23 protein-coding genes, 1 tRNA gene and 1 pseudogene are annotated in these 24504 nt (G+C 56.8%); 11 read left to right on the top strand and 14 right to left on the bottom strand.

Annotated elements, in window-relative coordinates; all coding sequences use genetic code 11:
• Together BGI27_RS09640 and nadC are read left to right on the top strand one after the other, a co-directional pair.
• Positions 1-882, top strand: a complete 882-nt coding sequence (locus BGI27_RS09640) for a DMT family transporter (RefSeq protein ID WP_095524655.1) — start codon at positions 1-3, stop codon at positions 880-882.
• A 90-nt stretch (positions 883-972) separates the two neighbouring features.
• Positions 973-1824, top strand: coding sequence for a carboxylating nicotinate-nucleotide diphosphorylase (gene nadC, locus BGI27_RS09635; protein WP_095524654.1), 852 nt, complete (start codon positions 973-975; stop codon positions 1822-1824).
• 53 nt (positions 1825-1877) lie between these two features.
• On the opposite strand, the gene BGI27_RS09630 is transcribed toward nadC, so the two are convergent.
• The 12 genes and pseudogenes from BGI27_RS09630 to BGI27_RS09575 all read right to left on the bottom strand — a co-directional run bounded on the left by BGI27_RS09630 (position 1878) and on the right by BGI27_RS09575 (position 14486).
• Positions 1878-2543, bottom strand: a complete 666-nt coding sequence (locus BGI27_RS09630; protein ID WP_223871722.1) for a fused DSP-PTPase phosphatase/NAD kinase-like protein — start codon at positions 2541-2543, stop codon at positions 1878-1880.
• A 72-nt stretch (positions 2544-2615) separates the two neighbouring features.
• On the bottom strand, positions 2616-2966 hold the full coding sequence (locus BGI27_RS09625; protein ID WP_095524653.1) for a phage holin family protein: 351 nt from the start codon (positions 2964-2966) through the stop codon (positions 2616-2618).
• Between the two features lie 184 nt (positions 2967-3150).
• Entirely contained in the window at positions 3151-4185 is a 1035-nt protein-coding gene (gene hemH / locus BGI27_RS09620; RefSeq protein WP_095524652.1) for a ferrochelatase, read from the bottom strand.
• A 51-nt stretch (positions 4186-4236) separates the two neighbouring features.
• Complete coding sequence (locus tag BGI27_RS09615; RefSeq protein ID WP_095524651.1) at positions 4237-5037, bottom strand: AraC family transcriptional regulator; 801 nt, start codon at positions 5035-5037, stop codon at positions 4237-4239.
• A gap of 152 nt (positions 5038-5189) precedes the next feature.
• Complete coding sequence (locus tag BGI27_RS09610) at positions 5190-5951, bottom strand: spermine/spermidine synthase domain-containing protein (protein ID WP_095524650.1); 762 nt, start codon at positions 5949-5951, stop codon at positions 5190-5192.
• 143 nt (positions 5952-6094) lie between these two features.
• Positions 6095-7250 (bottom strand): annotated as a pseudogene (locus BGI27_RS09605) (IS3 family transposase).
• Between the two features lie 117 nt (positions 7251-7367).
• Positions 7368-11240, bottom strand: a complete 3873-nt coding sequence (locus tag BGI27_RS09600; RefSeq protein WP_095524649.1) for a pilus assembly protein — start codon at positions 11238-11240, stop codon at positions 7368-7370.
• A gap of 24 nt (positions 11241-11264) precedes the next feature.
• Positions 11265-11858, bottom strand: coding sequence for a pilus assembly PilX family protein (locus tag BGI27_RS09595; protein ID WP_095524648.1), 594 nt, complete (start codon positions 11856-11858; stop codon positions 11265-11267).
• Positions 11859-11861: 3 nt separating this feature from the next.
• Positions 11862-13058 carry a PilW family protein gene (locus BGI27_RS09590; RefSeq protein ID WP_095524676.1) on the bottom strand — a complete coding sequence of 399 codons (1197 nt, stop codon included), beginning with the start codon at positions 13056-13058 and terminating at the stop codon, positions 11862-11864.
• Entirely contained in the window at positions 13055-13456 is a 402-nt protein-coding gene (pilV, locus tag BGI27_RS09585; protein ID WP_223871721.1) for a type IV pilus modification protein PilV, read from the bottom strand. Before pilV ends, BGI27_RS09590 begins: the two co-directional genes overlap by 4 nt.
• Complete coding sequence (locus BGI27_RS09580; protein WP_095524675.1) at positions 13453-14040, bottom strand: GspH/FimT family pseudopilin; 588 nt, start codon at positions 14038-14040, stop codon at positions 13453-13455. The genes pilV and BGI27_RS09580 overlap by 4 nt, the downstream gene beginning before the upstream one ends.
• Positions 14034-14486, bottom strand: coding sequence for a type IV pilin protein (locus BGI27_RS09575; protein WP_095524674.1), 453 nt, complete (start codon positions 14484-14486; stop codon positions 14034-14036). The genes BGI27_RS09580 and BGI27_RS09575 overlap by 7 nt, the downstream gene beginning before the upstream one ends.
• Before the next feature lie 207 nt (positions 14487-14693).
• Here BGI27_RS09575 and BGI27_RS09570 point away from each other — a divergent pair.
• From BGI27_RS09570 to BGI27_RS09530, 9 genes are all read left to right on the top strand, one after another.
• Positions 14694-14769, top strand: a tRNA-Thr gene (locus BGI27_RS09570).
• A gap of 104 nt (positions 14770-14873) precedes the next feature.
• A complete protein-coding gene (locus tag BGI27_RS09565) occupies positions 14874-17336 on the top strand; it encodes a heavy metal translocating P-type ATPase (RefSeq protein ID WP_223871726.1) in 2463 nt (820 codons plus the stop codon).
• Positions 17312-17497, top strand: a complete 186-nt coding sequence (ccoS, locus tag BGI27_RS09560; RefSeq protein WP_095524646.1) for a cbb3-type cytochrome oxidase assembly protein CcoS — start codon at positions 17312-17314, stop codon at positions 17495-17497. Before BGI27_RS09565 ends, ccoS begins: the two co-directional genes overlap by 25 nt.
• Positions 17498-17899: 402 nt before the next feature.
• On the top strand, positions 17900-19321 hold the full coding sequence (gene ccoN / locus BGI27_RS09555; protein WP_095524672.1) for a cytochrome-c oxidase, cbb3-type subunit I: 1422 nt from the start codon (positions 17900-17902) through the stop codon (positions 19319-19321).
• An 11-nt stretch (positions 19322-19332) separates the two neighbouring features.
• Positions 19333-19980, top strand: a complete 648-nt coding sequence (ccoO, locus tag BGI27_RS09550; RefSeq protein WP_095524645.1) for a cytochrome-c oxidase, cbb3-type subunit II — start codon at positions 19333-19335, stop codon at positions 19978-19980.
• Positions 19967-20155 carry a cbb3-type cytochrome oxidase subunit 3 gene (locus BGI27_RS09545; protein WP_095524644.1) on the top strand — a complete coding sequence of 63 codons (189 nt, stop codon included), beginning with the start codon at positions 19967-19969 and terminating at the stop codon, positions 20153-20155. The genes ccoO and BGI27_RS09545 overlap by 14 nt, the downstream gene beginning before the upstream one ends.
• Positions 20152-21066 carry a cytochrome-c oxidase, cbb3-type subunit III gene (gene ccoP / locus BGI27_RS09540; protein ID WP_095524643.1) on the top strand — a complete coding sequence of 305 codons (915 nt, stop codon included), beginning with the start codon at positions 20152-20154 and terminating at the stop codon, positions 21064-21066. The genes BGI27_RS09545 and ccoP overlap by 4 nt, the downstream gene beginning before the upstream one ends.
• On the top strand, positions 21063-22454 hold the full coding sequence (ccoG, locus tag BGI27_RS09535) for a cytochrome c oxidase accessory protein CcoG (protein WP_095524642.1): 1392 nt from the start codon (positions 21063-21065) through the stop codon (positions 22452-22454). The genes ccoP and ccoG overlap by 4 nt, the downstream gene beginning before the upstream one ends.
• Positions 22455-22470: 16 nt before the next feature.
• Positions 22471-22962 (top strand): FixH family protein, encoded by a 492-nt coding sequence (locus BGI27_RS09530; protein ID WP_172425481.1) that lies wholly within the window; start codon positions 22471-22473, stop codon positions 22960-22962.
• Positions 22963-23016: 54 nt separating this feature from the next.
• Here BGI27_RS09530 and BGI27_RS09525 read toward each other — a convergent pair whose 3' ends face one another.
• Positions 23017-23460, bottom strand: a complete 444-nt coding sequence (locus BGI27_RS09525; RefSeq protein WP_095524640.1) for a universal stress protein — start codon at positions 23458-23460, stop codon at positions 23017-23019.
• Positions 23461-23702: 242 nt separating this feature from the next.
• Positions 23703-24416, bottom strand: a complete 714-nt coding sequence (gene fnr, locus BGI27_RS09520) for a fumarate/nitrate reduction transcriptional regulator Fnr (RefSeq protein ID WP_263406609.1) — start codon at positions 24414-24416, stop codon at positions 23703-23705.
• Positions 24417-24504 lie beyond the last annotated feature (88 nt).

The raw sequence follows: 24504 nt of genomic DNA, 5'->3' as shown, positions 1-24504 counted from the left end.
ATGGCTTCATCATCCCTTTCGAAACGGGCGCGCCCCTTGCGCGGGGTGTTGCTCTTTCTTTGCGCATTGCTGCTGTTTGCCTGCCTGGATACGACGACCAAGTATCTGTCGCAGCGTTACCCCGTCACCATGATCGTGTGGATGCGCTATGTGGTGCATGCGCTCCTGATGGCAGTCGTGTTGCTGCCCAGCAAGGGGATGACTCTGATGCGCACGCATCGCACCGGTCTGGTCTGGGTGCGCGCCCTGAGCCTTGCGGCCATGTCCCTGTTGATGGGGCTTGGCCTGCAGCGTCTGCCCGTGGCCGAAGCTACCAGCATCGGCTTCACGGCACCGATGCTGGTCGTGCTGCTGGCGCGGCCGGTGCTGGGCGAGCGGATCGGATGGCTGCGTGGTGGTGCGGTGGCGCTCGGATTCATCGGCGTGTTGCTGGTGGCCCGCCCGGGTGGTTCGCTGGACCTGTTCGGTGTTGCCGTGGTGCTCTGTGCGGCGGTCTGTGGCGCGGCCTATCAGTTGCTTTCGCGTGTGCTCAGCAGCAGCGAGCGTGCGGTGACCATGCTGTTCTACACCGCGTTGGCCGGTTGTGCGATCTTCGGCCCGCTGATGCCCTGGCTGTGGGGCGGTCCGCCGCCTTCCTGGCTGGATGTGCTGCTCTTCGCCAGTCTCGGGTTTTACGGCGGTCTGGGGCATCTGTTCTTCACCCAGGCCTACCGCTATGCGCCAGCTTCCTTGCTGGCGCCGGTCAGCTATCTGCAACTGCTGTGGGCGGCGCTGACCGGCTTTATCGTGCTCGGACATGTGCCGGAGCCGATGGCTTTGCTCGGCATGCTGGTGATCATGGTGTCCGGTGCGCTGGTGGCGGTGGGGGCCAGCCGTGGCTGAATTGCCCTGAAAGACAGGCCGCAGGCGCGCTCGCGACGGATCCCCCATGTACAATCGCCGACCATTGATCGCCAGCCGGACGACCGAACCATGATTGATTTTTCCGAACAACTGAATATCGAGATCCAGCGTGCGGTGGCCAATGCGCTGGCCGAGGACGTGGGCACCGGTGACCTGACCGCGCGCCTGATCTCGCCGGAGACCAAGGCCCATGGTCGCGTGATCACGCGCGAGGATGCTGTGCTGTGCGGCACGCGCTGGTTCGACGCAGTATTCCGTACGCTGGATCCGCAATTCACTGTGGTGTGGCATGCGCAGGATGGCGAGCGCGTGAGCGCGGGCCAGAGCCTGTGTGACATCCTGGCGCCAGCGCGCACCTTGCTGACCGCCGAGCGCACTGCGCTGAATTTCCTGCAATTGCTCTCGGGCACTGCAACCACGGTGGCCGATTACGTGACTGCCGTGGCAGGCACCAATGCTGCTGTGGTGGACACGCGCAAGACCTTGCCGGGGCTGCGCCTGGCGCAGAAATATGCCGTGAAGAAGGGGGGCGGCCTGAATCACCGCATCGGTCTGTATGACGGCGTGCTGATAAAGGAGAACCACATCATCGCGGCAGGGGGCGTGAGCGCTGCACTGATGCATGCGCGCAAGCTGGCGCCTTCCAACGTGTTCGTCGAGATCGAGGTGGAAACGCTGGCGCAACTGGAAGAGGCGCTGGCTGCCGGCGCCACGATGGTGTTGCTCGACAACATGTCGCTCGAAACCATGCACGAGGCGGTGCGCATCAATGCGGGGCGCCCCAAGCTGGAAGCTTCGGGCGGCGTGAGTCTGCAGCGTGTGCGCGAGATTGCCGAGACGGGCGTCGACCGCATTTCCATCGGTGCGCTGACCAAGGATGTGCAGGCGGTGGATCTCTCGTTGCGGCACATCGAAGACTGAGCCCTGTTCAGACTCCGCTCATTGCGAATATTGCGGCCCTGCGGGGCCGCTTTTCATTCGCGGCGCAGGATGCGGTCGACCAGCACGTCAGCCCAGCCCTGCGCGTGGAAATCCTGTTTGAGTGCTTCGCGTTCGTAGTGCTCGGTCAGCCACGCGAGGAATTCCTCCGGCGACTCGGCTCCGTCGGCCTGGCTGCGTTCGAAGAAGAAATCCAGAATGCCGGTCTTGGATTTGCGCAGATGGCCATAGCGCCAGGAAAGCTCCTGTTTCGCCTGCGAAACCGGTTCATTGCGGCGGAAAATTCGGTACAGCGCCGAGGCAAAGCCGGCACGGTCGGCGCCGCTCTTGCAATGGATCAGTGCCGGATATTCGATCTGGTCGAACATTGCCTGCGCGCGCAGCACGGCGTCGACTTCCGGTGCGCTGCGCGAGAGGATGCCCTTGAAGTCGATCAGCTTGATGCCAAGCTCGGCACAGGCCTGCGCTTCGAGCGCATAGCGGCGCGTGTCGTCGGCGCCGCGCAAGTTGACGATGGTCTTGATGCCATGACGGCGCTGATACTTGCGGATCTGGCCAGGGCTGGGCTGGCTGCAGCGATAGAGGCCGCCGGGTAGGGCATGCAGGTTGTTGTAGATCACGCGGAAGATGCCGTGATCCACGAACAGCATGTCCAGATAGGCCAGCAGCCGGCCGCCAAAGCTTGTCACGTCACGTGCCACGGAGATGTTTTCCTGTCGCCCGGCGGGCAAAAAAGGAGGCGATTATCCTTGCCTGCGAGCAGGCGGACAAGCTTAGCCTTTACGGCGATCGCCCAGCGCAAGGCTGACCAGTCCCGTCAGCAGGCTGTAGAGCAGTGCCCCACCCAGGGCAGGCCAGAAGCCGTTCACATGGAAACCGGCGACCAGTTCGGAGGCGGCCCAGAACAGCAACGCGTTGATCACCAGGGCGAAAAATCCCAGCGTCAGCACCGTGATCGGCAGTGTCAGCAACAGCAACAGGGGGCGGATCAACGCGTTGAGCAGGCCTATCAGCAGTGCTGCGGCCAGTGCGGCGGTATAGCTGCTGACCTGGATGGCAGTGATGATCTCCGGGATCAGCATCAGGGCTACGGCGTTCAGGGCCCAGCGCAACAGCAACATCATGGGGTGGCTCCTTGCTAGAGACGGTCACGATCTTACTGCGATGATGCGATCGAGGCTCATGTGCTGTTCGGCTGCCGCGGCGCGTAGCTTGTTCCGCGAGGTCTCATGTATCCACATACACTCCGGTTCTCGCGTGGCTCTTCACCTCGCAGACGGTCTCTAGTTACAGATGGCGAACAGCTTCTTATGGTGAAACGAGCCAATCCTGCATGTGACTGTTGGCCAGTTCGCGCAGCAGCCGGATGAAGCCATCGTCTCCATTCAGGCAAGGCAGGTAATGGAAGGACTTGCCGCCTGCGTTCAGGAAGGCGGTTTTTGCCTCCAGGGCGATCTCCTCCAGCGTTTCGATGCAATCCGAGACAAAGCCGGGGCAGATCACGTCTACGCGGCTGACGCCTTGGCGTGCCAGGGCGACCAGACTGGGCTCGGTATAGGGCTGCAGCCATTCGGTGCGGCCGAAACGCGACTGGAACGTCACCAGGTAGCGTGTTTCGTCCAACCCCAGGGCTTCGGCCAGCAGGCGGCCCGTCTGCAGGCATTCGCGATGGTAGGGGTCGCCTCGTTCGATCGTGGCGCGCGGCAGGCCATGAAAACTCATGACGAGTCGTTCAGGCTCTCCATCCTGGGCCCATGCGCGGCGTACGCTTGCGGCCAGTGCCTGGATATAGGCGGGATGCCCGGGGAAACTGCGCACGATGCGCAGCTCGGGAAGGTTGCGGATGCACAGCATGGCTTGGGCCACTGCGTCGCAGACGCTGCCCGTGGTGCTGCCCGCGTATTGCGGATACAGCGGCAGTACCAGCACACGGGTGCAGTGCGCGGCCTTCAGACGCATCAGCGCGGATTGCACCGCCGGCTCTCCGTAGCGCATGGCGTATTCAACCTGGATGTCGGCTTGGCCGGCGGCCGTGAAATAACCCCGTAGCAGCTTTGTCTGCAATTCCGTGTAATGGCGCAGCGGCGAGCCTTCCTTGAGCCAGATCGAGGCGTACTTTGCGGCTGAGGCACGACTGCGGAAGGGCAGGATGATTCCGTTGAGGATGGGCCACCAGAGCAGGCGCGGGATTTCGATCACACGCGGATCCGAGAGGAACTGGCGCAGATAGCGTCGTACCGCTGCAGGCGTGGGGGCTTCAGGTGTTCCCAGATTGACCAGCAGGACACCGATGCGTGCCGGATTGTCTTGTGAATGCTGAGGTTCTGGCAGAAAGCTGGGCATGGCCTTGAAAGCTAGCAGAGCGATGTGCCAGTGTAGCCCGGGTGGCGTATTTCAGGCTGGTGCGAGCGGCACGTAGAGATCGAATCGCTTCTCGAAGGCTGCAGGCAGATACTCCGTATTGAGGAAGCGGCGCAGAACGTGACCTTCCCCCATGTGGCGCCCGGTGGATTCCTGTATTCGTTCTTCGAGATCCTCGGGTAGTGGGCCGCTATGGTTACCCTCTATACGCAACACCGCATACTCACCGGCGGGAAGATGGCCCTGGCCGAGGCCGAGAATCCGGGTTCCTAATGGTTCCGCCAATAGTGCTGCCTGGATGTGTTGTTTGTCTGCAAGCCCATCCAGGTGGATGCACCAGCCTTTGCGTCGTTCACGTGCGATGCCTGCCAGCAAGGCGTGGGCACGTAGTTTTTCAAAAGGTTCGATGCTCTCGTCAAAGCGCCCCTGGAAAGTCAAAAACTGGATTGGCGTCGGCGGCAGATTTTTTACCCGGATAGGCTCGGGGATACTGGTTTGTGGCTTCACAGCAGAGGGCGCAAGGCCAAATTGAGCTCGGAATGCACGTGAGAAAGCTTCTGCCGAGGCGTAGCCAGCATCAAGAGCAAGCTCCGTTACGCTAGAGGCCATACCTTTTTCCAGGCGCTGGCGCGCATATGTCAAACGCAGGCGCCGAACCCGCAGAAGAGGAGTTTCGCCAGCATAGGCATGAAATACTCGCTCAAAGTGATAACGGGAAAGGTGGGCGATCTCTGCGAGCTCGTCCAGGCTCAGCGGACGATGCAGGTTAGTGTCGATGTACTGGGCCACCTTGCGTAGCCGGGCAAGCTTACGGGCATAGGTATCGACTCTCATGGACGGAACCGGTGGCGTTGCTGATTCGGACCTGCAGTCTGCCACCGTTTTGTTTATGTGTTCATAAAAAATGTTTTCGGTAACAGGGTTGCAGCCGGATCCAGTGCCTCCATACGTGGATTGCCTGTAGTTCCGCCAATCCCGTCCGTGTATTACATTTGCATGTTGCCGGGAAATGCCAGTTGCAGGCGTTTCACGCTGGGCAGCAGATCTAGGCCCGTGCTGGTTTTCAATGTGCGGGCAGCCGCCTGCAAGGCGCCGTCACTGATCGTGATGGGAGCCCCACTTGCGGCCAGTGCGATTACGTTGCCGCTGGTACAGGGAGGCAAGGCCAGGCAACGTCCGTCAAAGGCCTTGTACAACCGCTGAAGGGCTGGTTCGTACTGGTTGTCACTGCCGAAAAAGTTGGTGGCGAGCAGGCCTTGATCGCTCAGCCGGGCCCGGCAGGCCTGGTAGAAGGGCAGGCTGTCGAGTGCGCCGACACCGGCATCGGCATCGAAGCCGTCGATCTGGATGTAATCGAACTCGCGTTGCCCATTCAATACATAGTCCACACCGTCGCCGATTTCGATGTGCAGGCGCAGATCCTCGGCCGGCAGCTTGAAGTGGAAACAGGCTGCTGCATGTACGGCAGGATCGATTTCGACCACTGCGACGCGTGTCTGAGGCAGCTTCCAGTAGGCGAACTTCGTCAGTGAGCCAGCGCCCAGTCCGATCTGCAGGATGTTGCGCGGCCAGCGCGCGTCGGCGGTGAAACCTTCGCGCAACAGCAGGCCGAACATCATCTCGCGGGTGTATTCGAGCTCCAGATCCACCGGACGGCGGATACGCATGGCGCCCTGGATCCATTCCGAGCCGAAATGCAGATAACGCACGCCAGCTTCTTCACTGATGTCGATGGAGTCATGTCGCATGGCTGGATTGTCTCCGGCAGGCGATGTTCGGTGCAAGTACAGGCAGTGTAGGTCTGATTCTTATGCGTTTTCGTGTGCCAATGAGATGCCAATCTTCTGTTGTTTGAGTTGTTACCGCTCACATCTGAATCGCCCCGGGTTTCCTAGACAGCCCCGAGCTTCATGAAATACTGTTTTTCATAGTCTATCGGAGACATGCCATTTGCGTGGCTGTGTCGCCGTTTCGGGTTGTAGAACATCTCGATGTAATCGAACACGTCACGGCGGGCATCCTCGCGTGTTGGATAGATTTTGCGTTTGATCCGCTCGCGCTTGAGCAGCTGGAAGAAACTTTCTGCGACTGCGTTGTCGTGGCAGTTTCCTCGGCGACTCATGCTGCCCTTGAGCTTGTTGGCGCGCAGGAACGACTGCCAATCGTCGCTGCTGAACTGGCTGCCCTGATCCGAATGAACCATGACCTCCTGCGTCGGCTTGCGGTGCCAGACGGCCATCAGCAAGGCGTTCAGTGCGAGGTCTGCCGTCATCTGAGCACTCATCGACCAGCCCACGACCTGTCGCGAGAACAGATCCAGGACTGCCGCCAAAAACAGCCAGCCCTCATGCGTGCGGATGTACGTAATGTCAGTCACCCAGACCTTGTTCGGTTCGCTCACGTCGAACTCGCGCTGAAGATGGTTCGGTGACACGTTGGCAGGACAGCCCCCCCCGTAGCGGCCCGGCCGACGCCCATAGCCCGTCAGGGACTTGAGGCCGATCTGGCGCATCAGCCGAGCAACACGATGCTTGCCGCAGGATTCGCCCAGATCGCGCAGGTCATGCGTGATCTTACGGTAACCATACACGGCACCACTTTCCAGCCAGCACTGCTTGATCAGGCCTTCAATGCGCTGATCTTCCAGGGCAGGTGCAGACAGCGGCTGGGCTTGTGCCAGGCGTAGTACCCACTCGGATGGACCCGCATGACCTTGCACATGCGTCGGATTGGCCAGACGTTCTGATGCGCTTCGATGAAGGCGTACCTTACCCGGACTGCTTGGCAAAGTACGCTGTGGCCTTTTTTAGGATGTCGCGCTCCTCGGTTACCCGCTTGAGCTCGGCTCGTAGCCGACGTAACTCGTCCTCTTGGCTATCCTGCGTTTGACGCTCCTGCGGCGTCAGGCTGTAGCGCTTGATCCATGCGTACAGACTGTGGATGCTCACATCCAGTCGCCCGGCAACGTCCGCAACGCTATGTCCACGATCGGTCACTTGCTTGACCGCTTCAATCTTGAACTCTTCCGTGTATCGCTTGCTACTCATAGACACCTCCACTTGGTTGCCAGCTTAAGGCTTCGAAGTGTCTAGTGAACCGGGGGCGATTCAATGTACCAAGCACGAAACAAGTGTTGCTGCTAGCAGTCCGCGTTGCATGCGATCTTAGTCCGCTGTAGGGACCATACGCCAGTTGAGGCGTTTGAGTCTTGTACCAGAGGCGAAATCCCCGTCCAGATTCTCGACTTCACCGCCGGCTCCGCCAGCATCAAGCCGAATCTTGCCGCCAAGGTTGCCGAATGCCAAATCGGTGACCATCGAGCTAATGCCAAGAGAGGCCACACGAATGCCGCTGGAGTTGCGGAGTACGCTTCGTCCGAGTCCAAGGCTCACCGCATAGGCTTTGCCCGTACCGGCAGGGGAGCAGGCGTCACCATCTGGCAAATTTCCGGCCCAAGCGATGATGCCGTTGTTAGCTTCAGGATTTATTGTTACGCGTTCGGCGATCTGATTAGTGAGGGGCATGTCGTAATACCAGCCCATGGAATTGGTAGGGCTGCTGCCTATGCCGCTTAGTAAGTCTGTATTAGCCTCAAGATTATTTCGACTGACAGGGAAACTGGAGTTTTCTGGAAGGCTTATGCTGCCGCCATAAAAAGCGCCGAATGCTTTCTGGCCGTCAATAATGGCGTAGAAGCTTTGCTTTTGATTGGTGGAAATATCGGAGTCAGCGAGCAAACGTCCTGTTCCAACCAGCACATAGCGTTTCCCGGAGCTGGGTTCTGCTTCAACGAGAGGCCGGGTTGTGACAGGTTGGAAGCCTCCCGAAGGCGAAGAGAGACTAGCTATTTTGGTTGGCGCCAGGTAGTCGCCGCTGCTGGCAGTAACATCCAGTCGCCAGACATTGCCCTGCAGGTCTGCTGCATAGATGGCATCAGCTGTTCCATCCCTGTAATTTGGAGTATAGGCAGTCGCATGCGCCATATTCAGAGGCGAAGCAGTAGAGCCCTCGGATGTGGCAACCATTTCAAGTAACTCGCCGGTTCTGGGGTTTACAAAGAAGAAGTAACCTTTGCCATCATCATTGTTGTAGCCAGAGGTCAGCACGACGACCCAGCCATATTTAGCCGTTTTCACGACAGAAGCCACTCCGTAACTGTAGCCCAGGTGAGTATGTGAAAACTCCCAAAGAATCTTGTCGGCAATCGAATTTTCGGAAGTCCAGTCTGTCGGATCGGTTACGTCTATTGCGTAATACCCCTTGCCGCCCTTTCCAAGGCCACCGATCAAAATGGAACGCCAGTCAGTTGTGGTCGCCGTGGCATTGGGGGTTTTCTGAAAATCTATATCGGCAACATAGGGGGAACCATCTACCAAGAAACGATGGGTAAATGAGGGGTTTCCAAGTGAAGATAACCCTCCGCCGGTGGCCGAATCGGTGTCGCTATAGATTAAACCAGGAATGTAGGAAAATAACTCCTGGCCTTTATCGATTGCTGTGAGTGAGCCGTTGAACGCATGGAGCATGCCATCGTTGGCCCCGGCGAATACGACAGTGGGGCGGTTCGAATGATTTCTTTTGAATTCTCCATATCCTTGATTATAGAGGTCACTCCAAGGAAAGTCTGGCGCTCCAAGCGCGACCGGTTTGGCATTTACGATATCTCCTAGCCTCGACTCTCGTGTTCTATACGCACCGCCGTTGGCGACTTCCTGAGAGCGATCTCCCCGCAAGTAGTTCACGTAGTTTGACGCGGATTGATTGGCGGTGCTGATGCCGTCGACTGCAGCAAGTGATGCGGCACAGCTCATGCCGGAGCTCAATGGAATGCCGTCTCCATCGCAATAGGTGATGATCTTGCGGGTACTCCAGGCACGCGCATTCAATAGTGCCCCAGCTTCCCAGATTGTCGTTAGGACTGGAGCTCCACTACTGTTGTACGTAATTCTTTGCCCCTTAAGAGTGCCAGTCCAGCCGTCTGGATCGTAAGTGCTCTGGTAATTTCCTGATCCTGTTTCTGTTTTTTGGGGTGAAGGAGATGCTAGTGCTGTTCCCGTGGCGGCCGCTGCTTCGGCTGCAATCTTGGCAAATGCTGAAATCAGCCCGGAACGCATGGTTTCTGGAGAGTTGCCAGGGAAGTAGTTGTCGGGGCGTGGATCTTTGCTGTCGTTCGTGTCAGTGGTGAAGGAGTAGGTTCCGGATCCTTCGAAATTTGTGCCAGGGAATGGAAGCGTATCTGTGTTAGTACGCCACGACTCCGCAGTCAGTGAATCGGTGGAAAGATTGATTGAATAAGGATCGAAATCTTCTGGCACCTTGAAACCACCATACTTTGCAGCCATCCAATATTGGTTCTTGTGGCAATATTTGTTGTTTTCGTGGACATCCATCCAGTAGGTGCTGACGGTTTGCTTATCTGCAAGGTCCGGACGGATATCGCGAACATTCATGTCATAGGCCACGCTTGCTATATAGACACCATTGGTTCCGACTCTACATGTTGGAGATCTCCAGTCGCCATAGTAGGAGTTTCCTTCCAGCCGCCCTATTGCATTGGCTGCCTGTGCCACATTTTTAATCTTTCCATCGGGAGTGCTGGCATATTCACCGATTGTGCTTAGATCGTCAGACTCAATAAACGTCCTAACGGTGGAACTCTCGGTGGAAGAAAGAAGGTCACTTTTTGCTCCAGGTAGATTTCTATCATAGTGGGCATAGACATCCCCGATACCCAGAATGAAGTTTTTCTGGCAAGCGTATTGGATGGGATCTTGCCATGTGCGGAGAGCAGGAAAATTGTCAAGATACGTATTTGCGTTGGCGTTTGACCCTGCGCCAGCTAAAGACGTGTAGGCCGGGACATTCCCCTTGTTACGTAAGTAGCGGCTTACCGCGTAATAAAGTTCGCTGACCGGGTCGTTAGATTTGTACCTTTGGGAGTAGTAGCCAAACTTATTAAGGTAATTCATTACTCCGCTATTTTCTACTGTTACCGTGAATCCTTCCGCCGCCGCAGCGTTGATGGTTGCTGCGACATCTTCCGGGTTCGGATTGATGTGCATGATGCCTGTGCTGGGATCCCACTCTGAGTTTGGGTTGGCAATGGCCGCAGAACCAGGAATTGTCGAGGTAGGCCCAATGAATTTCATGGGGGCACGCAATACGCCACCGTCACGATCGTTACCATCTTGGTTGTAATAGCCAAAAGCAGCATAGCGCAATTGTTTTGAATATTGCTGCATCAAACCCTCTGGTTTGAAATTGCTGCCGTAAGCAACGCAGTTGCTTTCCTTGAGTGTGGAAGACGCACAAACTTCGATGTTTATATAAACCCGATAGATAGAGTTTGATTTGGCCCACTTTGTGTTTGTGTTGCTGACGGCGTTGTTGTGTCCATTATAATTAACGATGGTGCTGCCGCCTAAAGTGCCGGAAGTGGCTGCAATATACATAGCAGTACCAAGGGAGCGGACCCTGGTATGAGAGCTGCTCCAATTAAACGGAGTGGCAGTTGAAACTCCGCTTGAGATGCTTTTGTTGTCATTTAGACCGTTGTACCACGCGTAAGTCTTGGTGAGAATTGTTTGGGTTGTGTTATCTACGCTGCGATAACCTCCGGTTAGTATCCAGCGGAAGGTGTCCAGCGTTTGCATTGAGGCCCAATTTAGATAGTTTCCGCTCCATAGTTGGAGTGTTGTGGTTGCAGCGGGGCAGGTGCGGTTGGTAGCTGCTCTGTTCGGCTTAAAATAACTTGCTTCTGCGTTTGTGCTGTTGTATTGATAGGTGTAGCATTTATTCGAATCAAAATACCCAAGATAGGTTGTGTTGCTGCTATAACTGGTCGTATAGGCCGGCGTTGTGGCCGTTGGGTATTCGACAGAAAGAGCCAAGGCAAGATTGCCCGGGACTGAGACAGAAGAAAATAGCGGTGAGTCAGCCAAGGAAATTTCGCTTGCCGATGCCGCAGAATGCAGAGTGCATCCATATAGCATGATGACGATCAACGAAATTGGGTGGAGATGCATTCTATTTGTCATGACGGACTCCGTAACTTAAGACTCTCAGCGTACTAGCGTCGACTGGAGAAAAACTTGGGTGTTGCGAGGGCCGTCGACCCTTACACTCACACGATATACTGGCGTGTATTCAGCGCCGGCTCGTTTGTTTGCTAGGTGAGCAGAGCCGCCGGTGTCTGAATAACCGGGCAGATACACGCAGGTTGCGGTACTGAATGTTCCAGTATTCGAGCATTGACGATCAATGATGGTACGGATAATCACTCCATTATCCGAGATGTCCGTGCCGGTCATTCCCGCGGCTGTGTACTCGCTCGCACTAAGTAGTGCTTTTGGAATTCCTTTGGAGTTTGACGGAAGAATCGAGGCGGAATAGTTTGAGGACGATATGTTTCCTTGTCGGGCGCTTTCCGTTTGCAGGGGGCCACTATCGAAAGCCGCGATGGCACGCGCCATGCCGCGTTCTCCTTGATTGACCAAGTCTCGCTTGAAGGCAAGGCTGCCCGAGAGTTGCATTGAAGTGTCAAAGGAGCGGAGCAGAGCGACCGAGGCGATCAGAAGTACAACCATAACCAGCAGCGTTATCAGAAGAATGACGCCTTTTTGGCACTTAGGCCTGAGGAAAATACGCATCTGCATAGCTTACTCCAGTAGCATCGGATTGCGCAAGGGAACGTTGAATTCCATAGTGCGATAGCGATATAAAGTATTGTCTGTACTAAGAGCAGGGGAGTAGGCGAGATCACTCCCAAGATCGCTGAACAGGGTGAGCGACGGCGAGTTCGGTGCTTCCTTTTCCAGTAGTGATGTGCGCAGAATCAATCCGACGCGGATGGCCTTGATCTGTGAAATATTGCTGGCTGCGGCGCTACTGCCGGTAGTCAGGGCTGCATAGGCGAAATCATTTTCTGGTTTGCTCCAGCTATCCACCTTGCCGTCGCCATTCGTGTCCAATCCGTAAAGGGCGTGTAGTTCGAACACGCCGGAGGCGATGGCTTGGAGCGGGGCGGCAGTGCTTTGCAAAAGATCGTAGGAAAAGAGTGTACTGTTATCGCCAACGCCGAGTGCGGCAATAACGGGAGTGTTGCCATTAGCTATATTTCCGATATTCAGCGCGATATCGTGCTTTGCGTATCCGCTGACTTCTTGGCCGCTGATGGTGGCGGCGTAATAATCTCCACCTAGGGTCAGAGAACCACTTCCGCTTTCAACGAAGCTGGTGCTGACCTGGGTCAGAAAGCAGGGCTGAACTCCGCTGCTTCCGAGTTCTGACTTAGTGAGCAGCGCGAGGTCGCTGGCAGAAAAGCTTAGGGTATTTTTCAGTTCTAGTGAGTCACTGGCTGGGTAGTCATCCAGATAGGCGGGGGCCTCCGCCTTGCCAGACGTGCCGCCCATGATTATCAGTATGTCGGAATCGTTGCCGCTGTCGGTAGGAGTGCTACCGTCTTGCAGGATAAGGACGGGAGCGAGCCTGAATGTCTGATCAATATCGGCGAAAGGTGCAGGTAGGGCGCTGCTGCGCGGCAAGACTGTGCTGCCATTCTTGCTTGCCAATATCTTGCAACCGTAGATCAAATTGGCGAGTTGGGTGCTGTTGTCTTCAATCGTTGGGGCATTCAGAGCAAAGCCGGATCCGGCGCTGCGTAACAGGCTATCCAGCGTCCATGCAGCGTAGTTTCCGCTTTGATTAATATCGTTTACCGAAGTGGTTGTGCGTTTGTGCCCTTCATAGCTTGCCAGAACGCTGGCCACCGCAATGGCAAGCAAGGACGCAATCACGAGCGCGACCATCAGCTCGATGAGCGTTATGCCACGTTGAGGCTGGGGTGGCTTTGTCATGGGATCTGAACCTGCGTGCTGTAGATGTTGCTCTGCTCAGCGGAAGGGCGCCATGGGGCCTTCCAGGTGATGGTGACGTTGGCTACGCCACTGGCATCGACAGTGCTGTTCGCGTTGGCGGAAGGAAGGCCGTTGCTGGGATCCTGAACTCGCGATTCCCAAGCGGAGAGGGTGTCGCTGTCGAGCGAAACAGTTTGCTTTTCCCACATCTGTGCTACCAGATCGTTGGCTAGCATCGAGGCACGGGTACGGTCCTCTGCATCGATCGAAAACTGGGTCGACGTGGCCAGCAGGCCAATCAGGCCCAAGACGCCAAGGGAAAATATCAGGATGGCGATGAGCGCTTCCAGTAGTGCTGCGCCGCGCTGCTCGACGAGCACTGGCGTGTGCCTTTTCATGCTGAGCATCCTTCTGGTTGGGTTGATGAGAGTGTTTTGGCAGGGTCGCAAAGACGAACCTTGCCGCCCAGATAGACTTCCACGCGTAGCGGGCGATCCGCGCCCGTGGCTGTCAAGCCAAATGACACGAGGTTGCCCGGGAGCGTGCAGTCGTTGCCGAGGCCGGTCGATGTGTTGCTGGCCAAGCGTCCTTGGGAATTGAAACAGGTGACGGCGTTACCCGTGATCGTGACGGAGTTGGTCGAGGCGACTTTCTCTCCTCTGATGAAGGTGCTCGCGTTTTCACCCGCGTCCACTAGCGGCAAGACCTGCATGTACCAGTGTTTCCCATTGGCGCTGGCGGCTGCGTTGAGTGCCGGGGTGGTATTGGTCAGGGCGAAAACGACCTGGCGATTGCGCGTCAGCGCTTCTGCCTGTGCCTGTCGGATGGCATTTTGCATCGCTTCGGCGACGCTTCGCACGCGGCTGTTGGCCATCCAGGTAGCCAGGCTGGGAATGGTTAACATGGTCAGAATGGCCATGATTGCCAACACGATCATCAACTCAATCAGAGTGAAACCTGCGATGTAGGAGCGCCTCAGCATGTCTGCCCTTTGCGCTGAATCCAACAGCCGTTCGCCGCGCTTCCCCAGTCAGAGGGGATGGCAGTGGTCGCTTGGGTGCCACTCTGGTTGATGGTGTAGGTGAAACCGTTCGTCTGGCCACTACCGGTGGCCGTGATGGTGTAAGTCGTGTTTGTTACGTTGCAGGTAATGGCAAACGTGCCGGCGGTTTGATTAGCACTATTCGAACAGGGGGTGGTGAATGAGCCGACTGTCTGGTAGGTGCGGTTGTCCTGGAAATGCTGTTCCATCTGCGCGCGCAGGGTGGATAGTGCATTCGTTGCATCAACCAACCGGCTACGCGTGACGTAATCTCGATAGGATGGATACGCGATTGAAGCGAGAATCCCAATGATCGCTACCGTAATCATCAGTTCGATCAGCGTGAAACCCGCTGTATTGAGAAGGTTTTGTCTGGCTGTAGGCATTGGAAGATCCTTTTTTTGGTGTAAGGTTGTCGACGAATTTGTCAAATACAACAAATTTGCGATAAGTGGAATTCGAGTCCGGATGGGAGGGTTCTGATCTTGCAGAGATGAGGCGCATTGATCAGTTTGATTGGCTGGAGCACAAGTGCCTCGGTTTGATTGACGCTTGATGATTGACGGAAACGCTGCGTATAATGCCGCCTCTTTGCTGCTGTAGCTCAGTCGGTAGAGCAACTGATTCGTAATCAGTAGGTCACCAGTTCGATTCCGGTCAGCAGCACCAGTCTCGGGAAAGCCGCCTCTTTTGAGGCGGCTTTTTTCTTGTCTGACGCATCCTGCTCCGAGGGTAAGATCGCTGTCCTGTTGTTCAGCTTGCCATCTTCCCTTGTGCCTGCCACTTCTTCTGATACCTCTTTTTGCTTCCATTGTGGTCAGCCCTTGCCTAAGGAGCTAGAGCTGTCCGTGCAAGTGGATGGAAAACAGAGATGGGTGTGCTGTGGTGGCTGCCAGGCGGTTTGTGAGGCGATCCTGTCCAACGGACTGGGAGACTACTACCAGCATCGGGAAGGGTTTCCTGAACGTCCTGTTGACGTGCTGCCCGAGGCTCTGCGCGAGTTGGCCTTGTTTGACCAACCTGCTTTCCAGCAGGGTTTCGTGCGCCCGTTGGAGGGGGGGGAGCGAGAGGCAGATCTCATCCTGGAAGGGATCAGCTGTTCGGCTTGTGTATGGCTCAACGAGCGGCACCTGATGCAGTTGGTTGGAGTCAGTGCGGTACAGGTGAATTATGCAACGCACCGGGCCAGGGTGCGCTGGCACGAGGCGCAGGTCACATTGTCCGGGATCATGCTGGCCGTGCAGAGCATCGGCTATCGGGCGCATCCGTTCGATCCGCAGCGCAGCGAGGAATTGGCTCATCGGGAGCGTAGAGCTGCACTGTGGCGCTTGTTTGTGGCTGGTTTCGGAATGATGCAGGTGATGATGTATGCCTACCCGGAGTACATCGCTGGTGAGGGGGAGATGAGTACCGGGGCGTCGGCGTTGATGCGCTGGGCCAGTTTGATCCTCACATTGCCGGTGATTCTGTATTCGGCTGCGCCTTTTTTCCAGAGAGCGTGGCGCGATCTGCGTTTAAGGCGCCTGGGCATGGATGTTCCGGTGGCGTTGGGTTTGGGTGTGGCGTTCTTGGCCAGTTTGCAGGCAACACTGAGTGGTCAGGGCAGTGTGTATTTTGATTCGGTGACGATGTTTGTTTTCTTCCTGTTGAGCGGGCGTTACTTCGAAATGCTCGCACGCCAGCGGGCTGCACGTGGTGTCGAGCGGTTGGTACGAATGATGCCGACGTTTGCACGTCGCCTGTTGCCAGGAGGAGGGGTGGAAGAGCGCGTGCCAGTCAGCGCGCTGCAGATAGGGGATCGTCTGCTGGTTCGGCCTGGTGAGCTGATTGCGGCTGATGGCGTGGTGACGGCCGGCCAGAGTGAAGTGAACGAGGCTTGGCTGACCGGTGAGTCGGCTCCGGTGCCAAAGTGGATTGGTTCGGAAGTGCTTGGTGGTAGCACGAATGGCTCTGGTGCCCTTGAGTTCATCGCTCATCGCGTAGGCGCGACCACCCGGTTGGCAACCATCCGTCAGCTGATGGAGCGTGCTGTGACTGAACGTCCCAGGTTGGTGGCGCAGGCGGACAAGGTTGCAGCGTGGTTTACCGGCGTGCTGCTCTGCGTAGCTGTATTGACCTTCGTCTTCTGGTGGGAGCATGAGCCGGCGCGTGCGCTGGAAATCTTTGTCGTGGTGTTGGTGGTCAGCTGCCCTTGTGCATTGTCATTGGCGACTCCGGCAGCCCTGACTGTGGCGACAGATGTCCTTGCAAGACTGGGGTTGCTGGTGACGCGCGGCCACGCAATCGAGACGTTGGCGCGTATGGATCACCTTGTGTGCGACAAGACGGGGACGCTGACGACTGGAGATCTCGTACTGGATGCGGTGCGGACGGTGCCGGGCATGAATGTCGCTGATTGCTTGGCGTTGGCGGCGACGCTTGAACAGCATTCCGAGCATCCCCTGGCACGTGCATTGCGAACTGCGGCAGGCGATGTCCGTGCAGCGCAATCGGTCGAGTTGTCGGTAGGCAGGGGACTGTCTGGCGAGGTCGATGGCGAGCGTTATGTGCTCGGCAGCGAACGCTTCGTGCATGAATGGGCTGGCGTTGATTTGCCAGAGGCAATGCGTCCGCCTGTCGGGCAAGGGTTTGTTTGCCTGGGGCAGAAAGGGCGTTGGCTGGCGAGTTTTTCCTTTGTGGATGAAGTCCGCCCCTCGGCAAGGGTATTGGCTGCCGGTATCAAAGCTCAGCTCTGCAGGGTCAGCGTGTTCAGCGGGGATTCATCTGCTGTAGTCCAGAATCTGGCTGAGAAGATCCAGGTGTCTGATGCCAGGGGCGACATGGCCCCCGAGGCGAAGCTGGCTGCCGTGCAGAAGCTGCAGCAGCAAGGGGCGTGTGTGGGCATGGTCGGAGATGGTGTGAACGACGCGCCGGTACTCGCACAAGCCGATGTGTCCATTGCCATGGCTGGCGGTGCCGATCTGGCGCGTACCCAGGCAGACATTCTGCTGCTCAATGATGATCTGACGCAGCTCCTGGTCGGGCGCCAGCTGGCGCGCCGTACCTTGCGCATCATTCGAGAGAATCTTGCGTGGGCGTTTGCCTATAACCTGCTGGCTATCCCGGCGGCCATGGCGGGCTGGGTGACTCCCTGGATGGCTGGGCTCGGCATGGGGCTGAGTTCGCTATTGGTAGTGCTCAACGCTTTGCGTATTGCCAAGGGAGTCTCTGCATGGAAGCAAGCCTCTATATCCTGATTCCGTTGTCCGTTGCGCTGGTGATCGTGATCGCAGCGCTGTTCTGGTGGTCTCTGCGAAGTGGGCAGTTCGACGACCTGGAAGGGCCAGCCTTTCGGGTGCTAATGGAAGATGACAGCAAGCCCGAGATTGACACGGCAAAAGAACAACTCAAGGAGTAGGTCTTTGGTGTATCCGGATTGACTTCGGTCAAGCTCCGACATGCTCTTTCGAGCATACTTCATCCCATGCCGACGGGGGCGTCGGCAACGGTTGAACGAGCGTTCTCTTGTGATGCAGTTTGGCCGTGTAGTCTCTCTGTTGGGGTTGGGGGTGCGCTTGTCGCACCCTTTTTTTCGTCCCTACGTTGCCTTGTCACGAGAAAGCCCATGATGCTTGTGCTAGCATTTGCGCCAGCGCAAAAACTCGTTTGACTTTGGTCAAGCGTGCTGCAGCGAGAGCGATTCTGCTCTCCTGTTCGTCGGGCCCGTGCCGCTTCCTGCTCAGGTTGTCGCAGCGGGCTTTGCCGTTTGGCACGACTGGACATGGCGCTGGCGATCGAAATCCAACATGAGGTGGCAGGTATGCAAACCCAGGCAACTTACGACTACAAGGTCGTGAGGCAGTTCACGGTCATGACGATCGTGTGGGGGATCGTAGGCATGCTGGTCGGCGTGATCATCGCTGCCCAGCTCGTCTGGCCCGAACTCAATGTTCTTGAATGGCTGCATTTCGGACGATTGCGTCCGTTGCACACCAATGCAGTGATCTTCGCATTCGGTGGCTGTGCGCTGATCGGATCCTCTTATTTCGTCGTTCAGCGTACGTCACATACATCGCTTTTCGCTCCCTGGTTGGCAAGTTTTACCTTCTGGGGGTGGCAAGCCGTGATCGTACTGGCGGCGATTACTCTGCCGCTGGGCATTACCTCGGGCAAGGAATACGCTGAGCTCGAGTGGCCGATCGACATATTGATCGCAGTCGTCTGGGTAGCCTACGCGGTGGTGTTCTTCGGCACCATCGTCAAGCGAAAGACGCAACACATCTATGTGGCCAACTGGTTCTACGGGGCCTTCATTCTGGCCGTAGCCCTGCTGCACATAGTGAATTCTGCGGCCTTGCCGGTTTCATTGCTCAAGTCATACTCCGCGTATGCCGGAGTACAGGATGCAATGATCCAATGGTGGTATGGACATAACGCGGTGGGCTTCTTCCTGACGGCTGGTTTCCTGGGGATGATGTATTACTTCGTGCCCAAGCAGGCGCAGAGACCTGTGTATTCCTATCGCCTCTCGGTGGTTCACTTCTGGGCGCTGATCTTTACCTATATGTGGGCGGGCCCTCACCACCTCCATTACACGGCGTTGCCCGACTGGACGCAGTCCTTGGGCATGGTGTTCTCGCTGATTCTGCTGGCACCGTCCTGGGGAGGGATGATCAACGGGATCATGACCCTCTCGGGCGCTTGGGACAAACTGCGTACAGACCCGATCCTGAAGTTCCTGATCACGTCGTTGTCCTTCTATGGCATGTCCACTTTTGAAGGCCCGATGATGTCCATCAAGACGGTCAATGCGCTGTCGCACTACACAGACTGGACCATCGGTCACGTCCATTCAGGGGCGCTGGGGTGGGTTGGCATGATCACCATCGGAACGGTCTATTACCTGCTGCCGCGTATGTATGGCAAGACAGAGATGTATTCCGTGCGTTTGATCAACTGGCACTTCTGGGTTGCCACCGTCGGTATCGTTCTCTACATCGCGTCGTTGTGGATCGCCGGTGTCATGCAGGGGATGATGTGGCGCGCGGCCAACCCTGATGGCACGCTGACCTATGCATTCGTCGACAGCGTCAAGGAGAGCTATCCCTTCTGGATCGTGCGCCTGATTGGAGGTCTGCTCTATCTGAGCGGCATGTTCATCATGGCCTATAACGCGGTACGCACCATCATGGCCGGTAAGGCCGAGGATGCCCCAGTACTTGCGCCCGCTGCTGCGCATTGAGAGGAAGCAGTATGAAACTCAACAATGAACTGATCGAAAAGAGTGTGCCGTTGCTGGTCGTGCTGACCTTTCTGGTTATCAGCGTTGGCGGTCTGGTGGAAATCGTACCGCTGTTCTTCCAGCACTCCACAACCCAACCGGTATCGGGTGTGAAGCCGTACGACCCGGTCCGGTTGGCCGGACGGGATATCTACGTTCGCGAGGGCTGCTATGTCTGTCATTCGCAGATGATTCGCCCATTCCGAGCGGAAACCGAGCGTTACGGGCATTACTCCGTAGCAGGGGAGTTCGTGTATGACCGCCCCTTCCAGTGGGGGTCGCGGCGGATTGGCCCGGATCTCGCTAGGGTTGGCGGGCGCTATTCAGACTCTTGGCAGAAGGCGCACCTGCTGAATCCGCGTAGTGTCGTACCGGAATCGAACATGCCGGCTTTCTCCTGGCTAGATCGTCCGGTGAAGGCCGATGGAATTGAAACCCGCATGGAGGTGCTGCGCACCCTGGGGTCTCCTTATACCGACGAAGAAATTGCAGGGGCAGGTGCGGCGCTTACCGGCAAGACAGAGTTGGATGTGCTTGTGGCCTATCTGCAGGGGTTGGGAACCGCAATCCCTGGATCGGAGCCACCTTTGGCCGGAGGGGCGGGCGATGGACGTCAATGATCTGCGTTCCTTCCTGACACTGGCCGGCTTCGTGTGTTTCATCGCAATTGCTGTCTGGGCGTACAGCCGCGGTGCACGCAAGGGATTCGATGAAGCAGCCATGCTACCGTTTGCAGACGAAGAGGGTGAGCGCGCCACTATGGCGCAGCCGACTATCAGGGGTGAGGCATCATGAGTGATTTCGTCAGTGACAGCTGGCATTACTATGTGGCGGGACTGGTAGTCCTGAGCCTGATCTTCTGCGCCTGGATCCTGATTTCCAACATGACCCGACGCAAGCCGGGGCCGGTGGAACTGCAGGACCACGTATGGGACGAGACGCTACAGGAGTACAACAATCCCTTGCCGCGCTGGTGGCTCTATCTCTTCTGGCTCACGCTGGCTTTTGCCGTGGCTTATTTTGTTCTGTATCCAGGGTTGGGGCGTTGGCAAGGCAAGCTTGGCTGGTCCTCCTCTGGGCAGTACAAAGCCGAGGTTGCCACGGTCAACGAGCAGATCGGTCCGATTTACCGCAAATTCCTATCGCAGGATGTGCGTGCAGTTTCTCTCGATCCGGAAGCCCGCGCCATGGGGCAGCGTCTGTTCCTGACCTATTGTGCCCAGTGCCACGGTTCTGATGCGGGGGGTAACAAAGGTTTCCCCAATCTGACGGACAGTGACTGGTTGCATGGCGGAGAGCCGGAAAATATCCGAACCACCATCGAAAATGGCCGTATCGGTGTGATGGCGCCGTTCGGTGAAGCTTTGGGTAGCGAGAACGTGAAGGATGTCGCCAACTATGTGCGATCCTTGTCGGGGCTTGCACACGATGCCTTGCGGGCCCAGCGTGGCCGCCAAGTGTTTGCAGACAACTGCGTGGCCTGTCACGGTCCTGAGGGGAAGGGCAATCAGACCGTAGGTGCCCCGAACCTGACGGATCGTACCTGGCTGTGGGGTTCTACAGAGGCCACGATCATCGAGACCGTGACCTATGGCCGTGTCAACCAGATGCCCTCTTTCAAGACCTTGCTGGGTGACGAGAAGATCCATCTGCTGACAGCCTATGTACTTAGCCTGTCGGCTGGTAAGGATGCACAGACACGATGACCAGTGCGCCGCGCAGCGCGGAAACCGATACGCTTTACGAGGTCCGCCACAAGGTCTATCCCAGGGCTGTGAGTGGAATGTTTGCGCGCTGGCGCTGGGCCATGGTGTGGATCACCCAGCTAGTGTTCTACGGTCTGTGCTGGTTGCCTTGGAATGGGCGACAGGCGGTGCTTTTTCACCTGGCTGAACGGAAGTTCTATCTATTTGGCTGGGTGTTTTGGCCGCAAGATGTCTTCTATCTGTCGGTACTGCTGATCATCAGCGCTTTTTCCTTGTTCCTGTTCACCGCAGCGGCGGGGCGGCTGTGGTGTGGTTATGCCTGTCCCCAAACGGTCTACACCGAGATTTTTTTGTGGATCGAGCGTGTATGCGAAGGAGATCGTGCAAAGCGGATCAAGCTGGACAATGCAGCGGCGAGTTTGAACAAACTCAGTCGCAAGGGAGCAAAATATTCATTCTGGATCCTGCTTTCGTTGTGGGCCGGTATCAGTTTTGTTGGCTACTTCACACCAATCCGTGAGCTGATCTCTGAACTTTTCAGTCTTCAGGTGGCAGGATGGTCACTATTCTGGGTACTGTTCTATGGCGGATTCACCTATCTGATGGCAGGGGTGATGCGCGAGCAGGTGTGCAAATACATGTGCCCCTATGCGCGCTTCCAGGGGGTGATGTTCGATCCGGATACGCTTACGATCACCTATGACTCCTCCCGTGGTGAACCTCGTGGCGTACGTCGCAAGGGCGTGGAGCCCCAAGGGCAGGGGGACTGTGTCGATTGCGGTATCTGTGTGCAGGTCTGCCCGACCGGAATCGATATTCGCAATGGTCTCCAATATGAATGTATCGGCTGTGCGGCCTGTATTGATGCCTGTGATCAGGTGATGGACAAGGTCGGTTTGCCACGCGGGCTGGTGCGTTACTCCACGGAGAATGCCATCAGGCAGCACTGGGGAGCGAATGACATCCTCAGGCATGTGCTGCGCCCGCGCATCATGATCTACAGCGCAATTCTGCTGGTGCTGTGCGTAGGCTTTCTATGGGCCTTGCTGGCACGCCAGCCGGTGCATCTAGATGTGCACAAGGATCGCTCGGTCATGGCGCGCGAGGTTGAAGGGGAATTGCTGGAAAACGTCTACGTGCTTCAACTGATCAATATGTCAGAGCAGGATCACGTGTTCTCCGTGTCCGTACAGGGGGTGGAGGACGCTGCATTGCGCGAGTCAGAACCGATTGCGGTTCCGGCGGGGGAGAGTCGTAGCCTGCCTGTGAGTGTGCGCGTGCCTCTGGAGTCTATGCCCCGCGGTTCTTATAAGCTGTACTTCGAGATTTTGGCGCAGGATGCCTCTGAGCTGCATGCCCGCGAGCGCTCCGTTTTCGTCGTGCCCTGAGAGAGAGCATATGTCTGTGCAAAGCGTTCAGTGTCCCTGGTATCGCCATGCCTGGGTTTGGTTCATCATCTCTTTTCCGCTGGCTGCGGTATTGGGAGGTTTTGCAACCTGGTATCTGGCTTGGCAATCAGACGATGGCCTGGTTGTCACTGACTATTACAAGCGCGGTCTCGAAATCAATCAATCCCTGGCGACCCGCGATACCGCGCGCATGCTCGGTCTGCAGGCGGAGATGCTCTGGAAGGATGGGCGTTTGAGCCTACAGATGCAGTCGTCGCGCGAGTTGAGTTGGCCCGATGAACTGACCTTGGATGTCATGAATGCCACCCGGGCCAGCGCAGACCAACATGTACGCATGTTCAGGAATGGCGGACTCTATCTGGCCGAGCTGGGTGAAACCCTTCCAGCCGGGCGCTGGAATCTGCTGCTGAGCGACTTTGGACAGACTTGGCAGCTACATGCCAGAGTCGTGCTGCCATCCGAGGCGGAAATCCGTTTCGAGCCTTAATGAAAAACGCCACGAAAATCGTGGCGTTTGTTTGGAAAATGCCGGACGAGTGATTCAGCGATAAACCAGGACCGGGATTTTCGAGTGGCTGAGAACCTTCTTGGTTTCCGATCCCAGAATAATGCCGACCAGCCCCTTGCGGGCATGTGAGGCCATGAAAACCAAGTCGCAGCCCTCCGCGTCGGCTGTATTGATGATGACCTGATAAGGCACGTCACTGACTGCCGTGCATGAACTGGCTTCCACCCCTTGAGCCGCTGCCCGGGAGCGCGCTTCAGAGAGAATCTGTTCCGCCTGAGCTGCCGTATCACGCGCAAACTCCTCCCGATTTTCAGGTAGAAGCAATGCGCCTTCTCCGGCTATGAGCAGTGGGAACTCTGGTTGTACATACAGGAACGTTATCTTTGCCCCCAGACTCTTGGCAAAGTTGATGGCTTGGGTCAGGGCCTTGGTAGAAAGCTCGGAGCCATCGGTGGGAACCAGCAGATGGGTATACATGGAGACTTCCTTCCTAAAGTTGCGCCAGCGTAAACCGGTCGATCAGTAGTCAGTCTGCGCTGTCGAGCGCGTATGTCCATGCGGAGATACCCTCCCACGATGGAAGAGCATCGCCATAAAAGGCATTGCTTGATTCTAGGCTTTTTACCCCCTGCCGTGCCGGAAAGGTGTGCGTTCAGAAGAATTTTCTGTAGCGCGGTGGGGGCTGGATATGGGCGAAACAGGCCTCAGGAAGGCCCGACTCATGGCGTCGAGTGGTTGAGCAGAGCCTTCAGACCATCCGCGTTTAGGATGCGGATGTATTTTTGCTGGACTCCGATCAGGCCTTCGTCGTGGAACTTGGAGAAGGCGCGGCTCACGGTTTCGAGTTTCAGACCAAGGTATGAGCCGATCTCTTCACGTGTCATGCGCAGATGGAATTCCGAAGCCGAGTAGCCTCGCATGCGCATGCGCTGGGAAAGATTGAGCAGGAATGCTGCGATACGTTTTTCTGCACGCATCGAGCCAAGCAGGATCATCAGGCTTTGATCACGAACGATTTCGCGGCTCATGAGCTTGTGGAACTGCTGCTGAAGGGTTTGTATCTTGCGCGAGAGCTCTTCGAGCTGATCGTAGGGCATCACACAGACCTCGCTGTCTTCCAGCGCCGTGGCATTGCAGACATGGCGATCATTGCTGATGCCATCCATGCCAATGATCTCCCCCGCCATCTGGAAGCCGGTCACCTGTTCCAGACCCTCTTCGGTCAGGATGTCCGTCTTGAAGAAACCAGTACGGATGGCGTACATGGCCTCGAACGGATCGCCGGCCCGATAGAGTTGCTGACCACGCTTGAGCTTCCGCTTGGTCACCAGGTCGTCGAGTTTGTGCAGATCCCCTTCATCCAGACCCACGGCGAGACAAAGCTCGCGCAGGTTGCACTGGCTGCAGGCAACGCGCATGTTGTTCGAAGTCAGGGGGAAATTTACTTTCTGGTCCACGCTTTGAAGTGAATCGCCCCCGGTTCACTAGACACTTCGAAGCCTTAAGCTGGCAACCAAGTGG

Origin of the sequence: Candidatus Dactylopiibacterium carminicum, assembly GCF_014736495.1 — a bacterium.
Lineage (GTDB): Bacteria > Pseudomonadota > Gammaproteobacteria > Burkholderiales > Rhodocyclaceae > Uliginosibacterium > Uliginosibacterium carminicum.
The sequence above is the reverse complement of the archived record's forward strand: the minus strand, read 5'-3'. Positions and strand labels throughout refer to the sequence as shown.